The sequence below is a fragment of the Collinsella sp. CLA-ER-H3 genome, from assembly GCF_040092425.1.
Lineage (GTDB): Bacteria > Actinomycetota > Coriobacteriia > Coriobacteriales > Coriobacteriaceae > Collinsella.
In genome coordinates this window covers 130,869-144,117 of the sequence record NZ_JBBNLP010000005.1, presented here as the reverse complement: position 1 = coordinate 144,117, position 13,249 = coordinate 130,869, and the positions used below count along the sequence as shown (strand labels likewise).

Sequence of the window (13,249 nt, the reverse complement as noted above, 5' to 3'; positions counted from 1 at the left end):
ACCATGAGCACTAGGGACTTTTTTAAGAACTCCGTCTTGGAGGCGTTTGGTCAGGTCGACCCCGCCAAGATTGGCCTGTCGCTGCTCGTGGCGCTCGCCATGGGCATCCTGATCTACTACGTGTACAAGCGCTATTTTACTGGCGTGGTCTATTCGCGCAGTTTTGCCGTGACGCTTGTAGGCATGTGCGTGCTCACCTGCATGGTCACGCTCGCGATCTCGACAAACGTGGTCATCTCGCTCGGTATGGTCGGTGCTCTGTCCATCGTTCGTTACCGTACGGCGGTCAAGGACCCGCTCGACCTGCTGTATCTGTTTTGGGCCATTACGACGGGCATTACGGCCGGCGCCGGCATGTATGCGCTCGTGGGGCTCACGGCCGTGGTGATCGTGGTGATGATCGCCGGCTTTGCGAGCCACCAGGACAAGGCGCGCGTGTACATGATGGTCATCCACTACACGGGGCAGACCACCGGCGATGATATCGTGCGTGCATTTGGGCGCACCAAGTTTTCCGTCAAGTCCAAGACGATGCGCGACGACAAGGTGGAGATGGCCGTCGAGGTGTTCTCGGACGGTGTGGATATGCCCTATGCCGATGCCATCCGCGCGCTCGATGGCGTGGAAGATCTAACGCTCATCCAGTACAACGGTGAATATCACGGCTAGTTTGGTTCAGTTTTATTTAAGGGGCGGTGTCGCGTGGACGTGCAGCAGCTTGAAGAGACCTGGGCCGTAAGGGCCGGCGCACGTGAAACGTGTCTTGTTGTGGCCTCGCATGTGCCGGCGGCGCTGTCGATGCTGGGGATTGTGCAGCCCGGCGATCGCTTGGTGGCCTTTGCGGACGACTTTGCCGATGCGTTTGCCTGCGGCTTTGATGGCCGCGATGTTGCGCTGGTGGGGGAGCCCGCGGCTGCGGCGTTTGCTGCTACGTCCGAGGGCTTTGATGCTTCGTTTGATGCCGAGGGGCCGCACCTGTGGTGGTTCGTCAACTCTATTGGCGGGTTTGGACTGCGCGTGCCCGATCTGCGTGCGTTAGGACTCGCCGCACGTGAGGCTCATGCGCTGCTGGTTGTGGACAACACCGTGGCATGCGTCTTTGGGTGCGATCCGTTGCGCTTTGGTGCGGTGCTGTCGCTCGAGGCGCTCGATCGCGTGTGCGCCGGTAAGGCTCCGCGCAAGCTCGTTGCCGCTTCGGTGGCGCGCTCGCAGCTTAAACGCCATCGTGTGGATGCCGCTGCCGAGTGCACGCATGCCCTGCTTGAGGGCTGTGGCTTGGCCAAGCTTGATTTGCCTGCTGACGAGGCCGGTATGCTGGAGCGCGGGCTGGACTCGCTCGATACCCGCATGCAGGCGCATTTCGACCGCGCCCGTGCGCTGGCCGAGTATCTGGCTGCCAACGAGATGGTGCGCAACGTGCGCTATCCCGGGCTGAGCTCGCATCCCGACCATGCGGTTGCAACGGGAATCCTCGAGCACGGCTTTGGCCCGGCAGTTGAGTTTGACCTTATCGAGCGAAGTGCGGGTGAGCTGTTCGACACATTGCCGGGTGAGTTCCGCACGTTGCCCGCCGGCGGCGCAACGACACGCCTTTCGGCCCCGCGCGGTAAGCAGGGGAGCGCCATCCGCCTCTTCGCCGGCACCGACGACCCCCTAACCGTAGCCGGCGCCCTAGACAACGCCCTCCGCAACTAGCTATTTTGGGGCTTGTCTCGGGGTAGTCTTTTTGGGACGGGCTTTTTAGCTACTTTGGGACTGGGCCGTGGGGGACTGTGCCACGAAAACGGCCTATCTACTACGTTTAACCCTTAGGGGTCGACCATACCTGCCTTTTTTGAAAACTGGCAAGCTGTCTACCAGCGGTTTTGTTTTCAAGAAATCTGGGGTGGTCGAGGGTGTTCAACTAAACGTAGTAGATAGGCCCATTTTATGGCGCGCGTCTTAATTAGTTCGTGCGGCGGATCAATAATCAGACCAAATAGACTACTTTGCGTTGATGCTGGCGATGAGGGCGTCGGCTTTGGTGACGATGACGTTGTTGATGTCGGTCTGCAGCTCCTCGTAGACCGCTATGGCTCGCTCGCCGGCGGGGGTAAGCGTGGATCCGCGGGCGCCGTCGCGCTCGATGAGCTTGCAGCCCAGCTGGCCTTCGGCCTCGTTCACGATGCGCCAGGCCTTGGAATACGCCATGCCCATGCTTTTGGCAGCGCGGTTGAGTGAGTGCTCGCGGGCAATACCCTGCAGCAGCAAGACACAGCCGTGACCGAACACGCCCGGCAGGTCTTTGTCGCACGCTTGAATGACCAACTTTGCCGTCGTCTTGTACTTCATACGCCCACGTCTCCCCGCTAAAGTGTTTGCTGGGCAAACGCAAAGCCTGCGTCAAACCCTCGTGTGCTCTTCTTAAATCATGCATTGTAGCAGTCAAAGTGCGTTAAGATACTTCCCCAGTATTGGGCGCCCAAGGTTGGGCTGGGTCCTACGAGGCCTGCAGCCGACCGGTCGCATGGAAAAAGGAGAAACATGGCTACGTTCTTTCCCGGTGAGTCCCACACGTTTTCGGAGTATCTGCTGGTCCCTGGCTACTCGTCCTCGCAGTGCATCCCCAACAACGTCTCTCTTAAGACGCCGCTAACCCGCTTCAAGCGCGGTGAGAAGCCGGCAATCACCCTGAACATCCCCATGGTTTCCGCCATCATGCAGTCCGTCTCGGGCGTCGACATGGGTGTCGCGCTCGCTACCGAGGGTGGCCTGTCCTTCATTTACGGTTCCCAGACCCCCGAGTCCGAGGCCGCTATGGTCAAGGCCGTCAAGGATCACAAGGCCGGCTTTGTTCAGTCCGATTCCACGCTGACCCCCGACATGACCATGGAGCAGGTCATCGAGCTCAAGGAGAAGACCGGTCACTCCACCATGCCGGTCACCGACGACGGCACTCCCAAGGGCAAGCTCCTGGGTATCGTCACCAGCCGTGACTATCGCCCCAGCCGCGATGACCACCAGAAGAAGGTCTCCGAGTTCATGACCCCGCGCGAGCAGCTCATCGTGGGCGACAAGAACATCAGCCTCAAGGTTGCCAACGACGTCATCTGGGACAACAAGCTCAACGCTCTGCCTATCGTCGACGACAACGATCATCTTATGGGCATCGTCTTCCGCAAGGACTACGACAGCCATAAGACCAACCCCAACGAGCTTCTCGATAACGACAAGCGCTACATGGTCGGCGCCGGTATCAACACCCGCGACTATGCCGAGCGCGTGCCGCTGCTCATCGAGGCCGGTGCCGACGTTCTGTGCATCGACTCCTCCGAGGGCTTCAGCGAGTGGCAGAAGCGCACCATCGAGTGGATTCGCGCCAACTACGGCGAGGACGTCAAGGTCGGTGCCGGTAACGTCGTCGACGCCGAGGGCTTCCGCTTCTTGGCCGACTGCGGTGCCGACTTCATCAAGGTCGGTATCGGCGGCGGTTCCATCTGCATCACTCGCGAGACCAAGGGTATCGGTCGTGGCCAGGCCACCGCGCTGATCGACGTCTGCCGCGCCCGTGACGAGTACTACGAGGAGACCGGTGTTTACGTGCCCGTGTGCTCCGACGGCGGTATCGTATACGACTACCACATGACGCTCGCCCTTGCTATGGGTGCCGACTTTATGATGCTGGGTCGCTACTTCGCCCGCTTCGATGAGAGCCCGACCGAGCGTGTCAACGTCAACGGCCAGTACATGAAGGAGTACTGGGGCGAGGGTTCTGCGCGTGCCCGCAACTGGCAGCGCTACGACCTGGGCGGCGCGGCGAAGCTCAGCTTCGTCGAGGGCGTCGACTCCTACGTTCCCTATGCCGGTTCCCTCAAGGACGGCGTGGGCGGCACGCTCTACAAGGTCAAGTCCACGATGTGCAACTGCGGCGCCCTCTCGATCCCCGAGCTCCAGGAAAAGGCACGCCTGACACTGGTAAGCTCGACCTCGATCGTCGAAGGCGGCGCCCACGACGTTGTCGTAAAGGATTCCCAGCAGAGCGTCAGCTACCGCTAAGCGGCTTTCCCAAGCACCGCACCTTGCCGTTCAAACCGTCGCTCGCGTACCAAAGTACGCGTCGCTCCTCTTTCACGGCAATCTGCGGCACTTGGAAAACCCGACCATGCTTGGGCGGGTAACAATTAGTGGTTGATTCACAACCACGTTATTTAGATAAAGCGAGATGCCTGCAAGTCGCAGGCATCTCGCTTGTCGTATTTGCTATCATCATGCGAGTCAACCTTAGGGTCGGGCGGCTTAGCTTTGTTCGCTACAAGTTCCGCACGCAAAGAAGAGCACTTAATGTGCTCTTCGTCTTGCGCAGGACTGTCCGCAGTAGCGAATAAAGCTAAGCCGACCGACCCCAGCTAAGATTAAAGGAGCTGATATGTGCGATTGCACAGATCATAAGGACGAGATCCCTGCCTACGACGCACAGGCCATTGAGTCCAAGTGGGTGAAGGCGTGGGAGGACTCCAACCTCTTTGCCGTCGACACCGACGCCAGCAAGCCCAAGAAGTACGTGCTCGAGATGTTCCCGTATCCGTCGGGCGACCTGCACATGGGTCACGCGCGCAACTACACCATCGGCGATGCCATGGCCCGTCAGGCCCGTATGCGCGGCTACGACGTGCTTCACCCCATCGGCTTCGATGCCTTTGGCCTGCCGGCCGAGAATGCCGCCATCAAGCACAACACGCAGGCTGCCGCCTGGACGTATAAGAACATGGACCAGGCGCTCGCCACGATGAAGCGCATGGGCTTCTCCTACGATCTGGATCGCATGGTCAAGACCTGTAGCCCCGATTATTACCGTTGGGGTCAGTGGATCTTTGAGAAGTTGTGGGAAAAGGGCCTGGTCTACCGCAAGAAGAACCCGGTCAACTGGTGCCCCACCTGCAAGACCGTTCTGGCCAACGAGCAGGTCACCGAGGGCAAGTGCTGGCGCTGCGGCACCGAGCCCGAGAAGCGCGACCTGGAGCAGTGGTACTTCAAGATTACCGAGTACTCCCAAGAGCTGCTCGACGATCTGGAGAAGCTCCCCGGCTGGCCCGAGCGCGTCAAGCAGATGCAGGCCAACTGGATCGGTCGTTCCGAGGGCGCCGAGGTCGACTTTACCCTGTGCGACAAGGATGGCGAGCCCATCGAGGGCGACGAGGGTAAGATCACCGTCTTCACCACGCGAGCCGACACGCTCTTCGGTGTCTCCTTCTTTGTCCTGGCTCCCGAGTACGCTCGTCTGCATGAGCTCGTCGAGGGCACGGAGTACGAGGAGGCCGTGACCAAGATCGTCGAGGACTCCAAGCATATCTCCGCCGTCGAGCGTGCTCAGGGCACCCTCGAGAAGCACGGTGCCTTTACCGGCCGCTACGTGGTGAACCCGGTCAACGGCGAGAAGGTCCCCGTGTGGGTTGCCGATTATGTCGTTGCCGACTACGGCACCGGCGCCGTCATGGCCGTTCCCTGCGGCGACCAGCGCGACTTTGAGTTCGCCCGCAAGTACGACCTGCCGATCGTGCCGATCATCCTGGACGATGACGACCGCGCAGCCGTCGAGGCTAACGGTGAGACCATCGATACCTTCCATGCCGAGACCGTCGACTGGGATTGCGCCCACGCTGCCGAGGGCACGCTCGTCCAGTCCGGCAAGTACACCGGCATGCGCGGCGGCAAGCACTCCGAGGGCGAGGCTGCGATCGTGGCCGACCTCGAGGCCATGGGCTGCGGTCGTCGCAAGGTCGAGTTCCGTCTGCGCGATTGGCTCATTTCCCGTCAGCGCTATTGGGGCAACCCCATCCCGGCCATCCACTGCGAGCACTGCGGCATCGTCCCCGTACCCGAGGACCAGCTGCCGGTGACGCTGCCCGAGAACCTGGACCTGGGCGCCGGCGAGACCCTCGCCGAGTGCAAGGAGTTCTACGAGACCACCTGCCCGGTCTGCGGCCGCCCGGCCAAGCGCGAGACCGATACCATGGACACCTTCACCTGCTCCAGCTGGTATTACCTGCGCTATACCGACCCGCACAACACCGATCTGCCCTTCTCCCGCGAGGCTGCCGACCGTTGGATGCCCGTCGATAACTACATCGGTGGCATCGAGCACGCCATTCTGCACCTGCTCTACAGCCGATTCTTTACCAAGGCCCTGCGCGACCTGGGCCTGCTGAGCGTGGACGAGCCCTTCACCAACCTGCTGTGCCAGGGCATGGTCAAGGACGAGAACGGCGACACCATGTCCAAGTCCAAGGGCAACGTCGTGCCCCCGAGCTCGGTCATCGAACCCTACGGCGCCGACACCATGCGTTTGGCGATCCTGTTTATCGCCCCGCCCGAGAAGGACTTCGACTGGGATCCCAAGGCCGTTGAGGGCGCCAACCGCTTCATCAAGCGCGCCTGGCGCATCGTTTGGCAGCTCGTCCAGTCCGGCGACGCCAACGTGGCCTTCGACAAGTCCGCGCTCGACGAGGTCGCGATGAAGCTCTATCGCGAGCGTCACCGCACCATCGCCAAGTGCACCGAGGACTTCGATCGCGGCCAGTTCAACACCGCCATCTCGGCCGTCATGGAGCTCGTCAACGCGGCGAGCGCGTACCTCAACGCCACCGAGGGTACCGCCCGCGACAAGGCGCTGTGCTACGGCGTGGCTAAGGATATCGTGAGCGTCCTTGCCCCCATCTGCCCGTTCTGGGCCGACGAGCTGTGGCACGAGGCACTCGGCTGCGAGGGCAACGCCTACACCGCCGCCTGGCCCGAGTTCGACCTGGCCGAGTCCGTTGAGGACACGGTGCAGATCGTGGTCCAGGTGCTCGGCAAGGTCCGCGGCCGCGTCGACGTTGCCCGCGATGCCTCCAATGAGGATATGCAGGCTGCCGCCGAGGCCGCCGTCGCCAAGTGGCTCGAGGGCAAGACGGTCGTCAAGGCCATCTGCGTGCCCGGCAAGCTGGTCAACCTGGTGGTCAAGTAAGCGCTGCGCGCAAAGCTGACGCATAAAAGACGAGGGGCGATTCGGTTGGGTCGTCCCTCGTTTTTCATGTACCTGTCCTGATGTCTGCGGTCAATTGTCCTATTCTTGTGGAGAAGCTGTGCGCACGCTGACCTGCAGATTCGTACTGTGCTTGCGCGTTTCCGCAGCTATTGGTATAGTTTGCTTGCAAATGAAGTTGTAATTGAAAGAAGTGGGGTTTCGGCCCCGCTTCTTTTTTGTATGGATGGAGGTGCCGCAATGGTCAAGACCAAGACCGAGCAGGCGATCATCGACGCGCTCGAGGCCGTCGCTCCCCAGCACGATGTCGACATCGTCGACGTCGAGCTCGTGGGTGCCACCAAGGCCCCCTGCGTGCGCGTGCGTATCGAGGGTGCCGAGGGTCAGAGCCTGTCGCTCAACGACGTCACGGCCAACACCAAGTGGGTCGGCGATGTGATTGAGGAGCTCGACCCCATCTCTTCGAGCTATACGCTTGAGGTGTCGAGCCCGGGCATGGCGCGCCCGCTGCGCCGCCCGTGCGACTTTGCCCGCTTTGTTGGCGAGAACTGTGAGCTCACCTCCACCGCTACCGAGGGCCGTCGCAAGTACGCCGGCAAGATTGCCGCCGCCACCGAGACGAACGTGACCCTCGAGCTCGAGGACGGCGAGTCCGTCACCCTCGATTTCTCTGATGTTAAAAAGTGCAAGTTGAAGCCCACCTACGACTTCAAGCCCGCGAAGGAAGGAAAGTAAGATGGCAGCATCCGACATGATGTCCGCCTTGATGGAGCTTTGCCAGGAGAAGCACATCGACCAGCTCTACCTGATCGACCGCCTGGAGCAGTCGCTCGCCAAGAGCTATGCCGAGATCCTGCATCTTGAGTGGGGCGCCAAGGTGACCATCGACCGCACCACCGGCAAGATCTACGTCTACCGCCTGGAGCCGATCGACGATTCCATGGACGAGGAGGGCAACTTCACCGAGTTCGAGGAGATCGACGTTACCCCCAAGAACACGAGCCGCATCGCTGCCCAGCACGCCAAGGCCGAGATCAACGCCATCGTGCGCAACTCCGCCCGCGAGCAGATCTACGAGGAGTTCTCCGGCCGCATCGGTGACCTCATCAGCGGTACCGTGCTGCAGTCCACGCCCGACTTCACGATCGTCAAGATTCGCGAAGGCGTCGAGGCCGAGCTTCCGCACTTCGATCAGCGCCGTTACGAGAACGAGCGCAACGAACGTCCGATGGGCGAGCGCTACCTGCACAACCAGCATATCAAGGCCGTGATCATTGACGTTCGCGACCCCAACTCCAACCTGCAGCCGGTTCGTGGCGAGCACAGCCGTCCGCCGATTGTCATCTCCCGTACCCACCCCGAGCTCATGCGCCGTCTGTTTGAGCAGGAGGTGCCCGAGATCTATGAGGGCACCGTCCAGATCAAGTCGATCGCCCGCGAGCCCGGCCAGCGTTCCAAGGTCGCTGTCCACTCGCTCGACGACCGTCTGGATCCCGTGGGTGCCTGCGTCGGCCCCAAGGGCAGCCGTGTTCGCGCTGTCGTGGGCGAGCTCCGTGGCGAGCGCGTCGATGTCATCCTGTGGGATGCCGATCCTGCCGTCTACGTCGCCAACGCCCTGTCGCCCGCTAAGGTCACCCGCGTCCTCATCGACGAGGAGAAGGCCTACGCCGGCGTCATCGTGCCCGACGACCAGCTGTCCCTCGCCATCGGCAAGGAGGGCCAGAACGCCCGCCTCGCCGCGCGCCTGACCGGCTGGCACATCGACATCAAGTCCGAGACGCTTGCCGCCGACATCCTCAAGAACGTTCCCGTTCACGAGGAGCCCGCCGCCGACCTGATCGGTGACGAGGAGGACGAGGACGTCCGCCGCTGCGAGTACGTGTCCGAGGACGGCATCCAGTGCCGCAACCAGGCTCGTCCCGGCTCCCGTTTCTGCGGTGTCCACGACACCGACGCCTTCGATGATGCGGAGGACCTGATCTAGCGCGCGGTCGCGCCGGGCGGGTCCCGGCGCGTCTCCCACGCTCGTTCAGTCTCTAGGCACCCAAGGTGCCAGAAAGGGTAGGTGAAGTCATATGGCAAAAGTCCGTGTGTCCACCCTGGCCAAAGAGTTCGGCATGACCTCCAAGGAACTGATGGGTCATCTCGCCGATATGAAGATTCCCGCTAAGTCCGCTTCCTCCACCTTGGAGGACGCTTATGTCGCCATGGTCCGCAAGCAGCTCGCCTCGGTGATCGAGGCCCGCGCTCAGGAAGTCGAGGCCGCCAAGCAGGCCGAGGAGCAGGCAGCTGCCGCCGAGGAGGCCGCACGCGCTGCCGAGGCCGAGCGCGAGCGCATCGCCGCCGAGAAGGCCCGCGAGGAGGAGCGCCGCCAGTTTGCCGCAGCCCAGGCTGCCGAGGAGGCTGCCCGCGCCGAGGCCGAGGCCAAGAAGAAGGCCGAGCAGGAGCGCCTTGCCCGCGAGAAGGAGGAGGCTGCCCGCGAGGCCCAGCGCCGCGCCGTTCCCGCTTCCGACTCCGGTTCGCGCTTCCGTTCGCTGCTCGACCAGATCGCCGCACAGGAGACCGTGCTCAAGGAGAAGAAGGACGCCGAGGACAAGGCCAAGGCCGAGCGCGCCGCCGAGCGCGGTAACCGTCGTGGCGGCAACAACGACCGCCGCGGTGGCCGTCGTAACGATCGCAACGCTTCCGACAACAACTCCGAGCGCAACGCCTCCGAGAGCCGTCCGCACAGCCATCGCACCAACGCCAGCAACAACGTCGCTGCCGGCATGGACTTCCCCAACCCCGATAAGCAGGGTAAGGGCAAGAAGCGCAAGGGCGGTCACAACAACGAAGAGGACCACTACAGCCGCATGGCTCGTGAGGCCGAGGAGTACAGCCGCGAGAAGGTGCTCGAGGAGGCTCGTGCCGCCGTCGAGGAGGCCTCTCGTGAGTCCACCGGTCGCCGCAAGAAGCGCAAGGAGAAGCGTGAGCGCGAGGCTGCCAAGGCTCAGGAGGAGCGCAAGATAGAGGAGGCATTGGCCCAGGGCGTGAACCCCGAGGAACTCGATGCCATCAAGGTCTCCCAGGGTGTTACGGTCCAGGAGCTCGCTGAGGCGCTCGACGTTCCGGCCAACGACATCATCAAGCGCCTGTTCCTGCTGGGTACGCCGCTCACCATGACACAGTCCATGTCCGACGACCTCGTCGAGCTCGTTGCCGACGACCTGGGCCGTCAGATCAAGATCATCACCCCCGAGGAGGAGAACACCTTCTCGTTCTACGACGATCCCGCCGACCTTAAGCCGCGCGCACCGGTCGTCACCGTCATGGGCCATGTCGACCACGGCAAGACGAGCCTCCTCGACGCCATCCGTCACACCGGCGTCGCTGCCGGCGAGGCGGGCGGCATCACGCAGGCCATCGGTGCTTCGCAGGTCATGATTAATGACCGCAAGATCACCTTCATCGATACCCCGGGTCATGCCACCTTTACGGCTATGCGTGCCCGTGGTGCCAAGGTGACCGACATCGTTATTCTGATCGTGGCTGCCGACGACGGCGTCATGCCCCAGACGGTCGAGTCGATCAACCACGCCAAGGCCGCCGGCGTACCCATCGTCGTCGCCGTCAACAAGATCGATAAGCCGGGTGCCAACCCCGACCGCGTGCGCCAGGAGCTCACCGAGTACGGCGTCATCCCCGAGGAGTGGGGCGGACAGAACATGTTCGTCAACATCTCGGCCAAGCAGAAGATCGGTATCGACGACCTTCTGGAGACCGTGCTGCTCCAGGCAGACGTGCTCGAGCTCAAGGCCAACCCGGACACCTTTGCCTCCGGCAACGTCCTCGAGGCCAAGCTCGACAAGGGCCGCGGCTCGGTCGCTACCGTGCTCGTGACCCGCGGTACCTTGCACGTGGGCGATACGCTGGTCGCCGGCCTTACCTACGGCCGCGTCCGTGCTATGCTCGACCCCAAGGGTCGCGCCGTCACCGAGGCCGGTCCCTCCGACGCCGTCGAGATCCTGGGTCTGCAGTCCGTGCCCAACGCCGGTGACGAGTTCCGCGTGTTCGAGGACGAGCGCGAGGCTCGCGCCCTTGCCGACGAGCGTTCGCTCAAGGCCCGTATCGAGGAGCAGAGCCGCGTCAAGCACGTCACGCTCGAGAACCTCTTCGAGACCATTGCAGACGCCGAGGTCAAGGAGCTCAACCTGATCATCAAGGCCGACGTCCAGGGTTCCATCGAGGCCCTTCAGGATTCGCTCGACAAGATGGATCAGTCCGAGGTTCGTATCAACACGATCCACTCCGCCGTTGGTGCCATCAACGAGACCGACGTCGTCCTGGCCGACGCCTCCAACGCCATCATCATCGGCTTTGGTGTCCGTCCCGACGGTAAGGCCCGCTCCGCTGCCGAGCGCGAGGGCGTCGAGATCCGTTGCTACGACGTTATCTACAAGTGCCTCGAGGAACTTGACGCTGCCCGTATCGGCATGCTTAAGCCCACCGAGGTCGAGGTCTCCACGGGTACCGCGACCGTCCTGGACACCTTCAAGGTGCCCAAAGTCGGTATCGCCGCCGGTATCCGTGTCGAAGAGGGCGAGATCGCCGCGACCGATTCCGTGCGTCTGGTGCGCGACGGCATCGTGGTCTTCAACGGCAAGATCGCCTCGATGCGCCACTACAAGGACGAGGCCAAGAGCCTCAAGAGCGGTTCCGAGGGCGGCATTGGCCTGGAGAACTTCCAGGACATCAAGCCCGGCGACCAGATCGAGGGTTACCGCATCGACCAGGTTGCCCGTACCGAGTAGGGGGTAGCGCTATGAAGCAAACGCAGGCAACCCGCCGTCTGGGCGAGCAGCTTCGCGAGAAGCTTGGTTATATCCTGCTCTTTGAGGTTTCCGATCCGCGTCTCAACCTGGTTACTTTGACCGCGGTTGAGGTCGCGGTGGACCGTTCGTTCGCGCGTGTGTACGTGTCGTGCGATGCGAGCCGCTACGACGAGGTCATGGAGGCGCTCGCTAGCGCCAAGGGCCGTATTCGCAGCCTGTTGGCTCGCTCGCTCGATTGGCGTGTTACGCCCGAGCTCGATTTTCGCATCGATCGCTCGACCGATGAGGCCGAGCGCATCACGCGTGCGCTGGAAAACGTTCCCGCCACGCTTGCGATCGAAAAGGACGAGGACGGCTATCCGATAGCGGATGCCGCCCAGGAGGCAGCTTTAGATGACTAATTCCGCCGACCTCGCCTCGTGCGAGTCTGCAGATATTCAGCGGCGCATCCTCGAGCTTATCGAGGGTGCGTCCTCCATTGCGATTTCGGGACATACTTCTCCCGATGGCGATGCCTTGGGCTCCGTGTTGGGTCTGGGCCTTTCGCTCATGAAGTTTTTTCCCAACAAGGACATTGCGCTGCTGTTGGCAGACGATGACCCGGTTCCGCGTATCTACCGCTTTATGGAAGGCTCCGATCGCCTGGTGCCGGCATCTGCGTACACCGGCAATCCTGACCTGTTCATCTCGGTGGACGTACCGGTCGTAGAGCGCCTGAACAACTCCGCCGAGGTGCTTCGTCGCTCCAAGCATGTGGTGTGCTTCGATCACCATCCGGCGCGCGAGGAGTTTGCCGAGCTCAGCCTGAGGCGCGTCGAAGCTGCAGCCTGCGCCATGATCATCGACCGCTTCTTGGACAATTGCGGCATTGTCGCACGTGATGGCGTTGCGACCTGCCTGCTGTGTGGCTTGGTTACCGATACCGGCCGTTTTCAGTATCAAAATGCCGATGCAGCCGCGTTCCATGCAGCCTCGCGTCTGGTTGCCCACGGTGCCGATCCGGCGCGTGTGGCGCTCGAGGTTTACCAGAGCATGCGCGTTGAGTTTTTGCACCTCAAGTCCATCGTTATGGGCCGTATCAAGACGGTGGCCCACGGGCGCGTCGCGTATAGCTACGCGTACCAGAGTGACCTTGAGGCCTGCGGTGTCACCTCGGATGAGTGCGACGGTCTGGTTGACGTGGTGCGCTCGGTGATGGGCGTCGAGGTCTGCCTGTTCCTGAAGGGCATTGAGGGCGATACCAAGGTGCGCGGCAACCTGCGCTCCAAGGGTGACCTCAACGTGTCCGAGATCGCTGCTGCCTTTGGCGGAGGCGGACATCCCGCTGCCGCCGGTTTCTCCAATAACGGAACGATTCTCGAGACGCTCACCGTGGCACTTCCCATGCTGGCCGAACTGGTAGGGGAGGATCCCGCTTCGGTGACCGTCGAGCTTTAAC

At 62.2% G+C, this 13,249-nt stretch carries 10 protein-coding genes; 9 read left to right on the top strand and 1 reads right to left on the bottom strand.

All coding sequences use genetic code 11. From position 1 onward, the window contains the following. The first annotated feature begins 3 nt into the window (after nucleotides 1-3). The gene (locus AAAX32_RS05880; protein ID WP_349100271.1) at nucleotides 4-669 is read left to right on the top strand and encodes a DUF4956 domain-containing protein; all 666 of its coding nucleotides are present in this window, start codon (nucleotides 4-6) and stop codon (nucleotides 667-669) included. 33 nt (nucleotides 670-702) lie between these two features. Then, the gene (locus tag AAAX32_RS05875; protein ID WP_349100270.1) at nucleotides 703-1,695 is read left to right on the top strand and encodes a PLP-dependent transferase; all 993 of its coding nucleotides are present in this window, start codon (nucleotides 703-705) and stop codon (nucleotides 1,693-1,695) included. Nucleotides 1,696-1,983: 288 nt separating this feature from the next. On the opposite strand, the gene AAAX32_RS05870 is transcribed toward AAAX32_RS05875, so the two are convergent. After that, nucleotides 1,984-2,331, bottom strand: coding sequence for a LysR family transcriptional regulator (locus AAAX32_RS05870; RefSeq protein WP_349100269.1), 348 nt, complete (start codon nucleotides 2,329-2,331; stop codon nucleotides 1,984-1,986). Nucleotides 2,332-2,523: 192 nt separating this feature from the next. On the opposite strand from AAAX32_RS05870, the gene AAAX32_RS05865 reads away from it, so the two are divergent. The 7 genes from AAAX32_RS05865 to AAAX32_RS05835 all read left to right on the top strand — a co-directional run bounded on the left by AAAX32_RS05865 (nucleotide 2,524) and on the right by AAAX32_RS05835 (nucleotide 13,248). After that, nucleotides 2,524-4,035 carry an IMP dehydrogenase gene (locus AAAX32_RS05865; protein ID WP_089571691.1) on the top strand — a complete coding sequence of 504 codons (1,512 nt, stop codon included), beginning with the start codon at nucleotides 2,524-2,526 and terminating at the stop codon, nucleotides 4,033-4,035. 370 nt (nucleotides 4,036-4,405) lie between these two features. Continuing rightward, the gene (gene leuS / locus AAAX32_RS05860; protein ID WP_349100268.1) at nucleotides 4,406-6,982 is read left to right on the top strand and encodes a leucine--tRNA ligase; all 2,577 of its coding nucleotides are present in this window, start codon (nucleotides 4,406-4,408) and stop codon (nucleotides 6,980-6,982) included. Nucleotides 6,983-7,240: 258 nt separating this feature from the next. Further along, nucleotides 7,241-7,735, top strand: coding sequence for a ribosome maturation factor RimP (gene rimP / locus AAAX32_RS05855; RefSeq protein WP_128620602.1), 495 nt, complete (start codon nucleotides 7,241-7,243; stop codon nucleotides 7,733-7,735). A gap of 1 nt (nucleotide 7,736) precedes the next feature. Continuing rightward, entirely contained in the window at nucleotides 7,737-8,984 is a 1,248-nt protein-coding gene (gene nusA / locus AAAX32_RS05850) for a transcription termination factor NusA (RefSeq protein ID WP_006234042.1), read from the top strand. 91 nt (nucleotides 8,985-9,075) lie between these two features. Next, on the top strand, nucleotides 9,076-11,790 hold the full coding sequence (gene infB / locus AAAX32_RS05845; RefSeq protein ID WP_349100267.1) for a translation initiation factor IF-2: 2,715 nt from the start codon (nucleotides 9,076-9,078) through the stop codon (nucleotides 11,788-11,790). 11 nt (nucleotides 11,791-11,801) lie between these two features. Beyond that, nucleotides 11,802-12,212: a 30S ribosome-binding factor RbfA gene (gene rbfA / locus AAAX32_RS05840; protein ID WP_196025342.1), complete on the top strand. Its 411-nt coding sequence runs from the start codon at nucleotides 11,802-11,804 to the stop codon at nucleotides 12,210-12,212. Further along, complete coding sequence (locus AAAX32_RS05835; RefSeq protein WP_099431635.1) at nucleotides 12,205-13,248, top strand: DHH family phosphoesterase; 1,044 nt, start codon at nucleotides 12,205-12,207, stop codon at nucleotides 13,246-13,248. The genes rbfA and AAAX32_RS05835 overlap by 8 nt, the downstream gene beginning before the upstream one ends. Nucleotide 13,249 lies beyond the last annotated feature (1 nt).

Bases quoted from the DNA above. Each gene is read 5' to 3' on its own strand.
- rbfA (WP_196025342.1), top strand. From the start codon at position 11,802: ATGAAGCAAACGCAGGCAACCCGCCGTCTGGGCGAGCAGCTTCGCGAG.
- infB (WP_349100267.1), top strand. From the start codon at position 9,076: ATGGCAAAAGTCCGTGTGTCCACCCTGGCCAAAGAGTTCGGCATGACC.
- nusA (WP_006234042.1), top strand. From the start codon at position 7,737: ATGGCAGCATCCGACATGATGTCCGCCTTGATGGAGCTTTGCCAGGAG.
- AAAX32_RS05870 (WP_349100269.1), bottom strand. From the start codon at position 2,331: ATGAAGTACAAGACGACGGCAAAGTTGGTCATTCAAGCGTGCGACAAA.
- AAAX32_RS05880 (WP_349100271.1), top strand. From the start codon at position 4: ATGAGCACTAGGGACTTTTTTAAGAACTCCGTCTTGGAGGCGTTTGGT.
- leuS (WP_349100268.1), top strand. From the start codon at position 4,406: ATGTGCGATTGCACAGATCATAAGGACGAGATCCCTGCCTACGACGCA.
- rimP (WP_128620602.1), top strand. From the start codon at position 7,241: ATGGTCAAGACCAAGACCGAGCAGGCGATCATCGACGCGCTCGAGGCC.
- AAAX32_RS05835 (WP_099431635.1), top strand. From the start codon at position 12,205: ATGACTAATTCCGCCGACCTCGCCTCGTGCGAGTCTGCAGATATTCAG.
- AAAX32_RS05865 (WP_089571691.1), top strand. From the start codon at position 2,524: ATGGCTACGTTCTTTCCCGGTGAGTCCCACACGTTTTCGGAGTATCTG.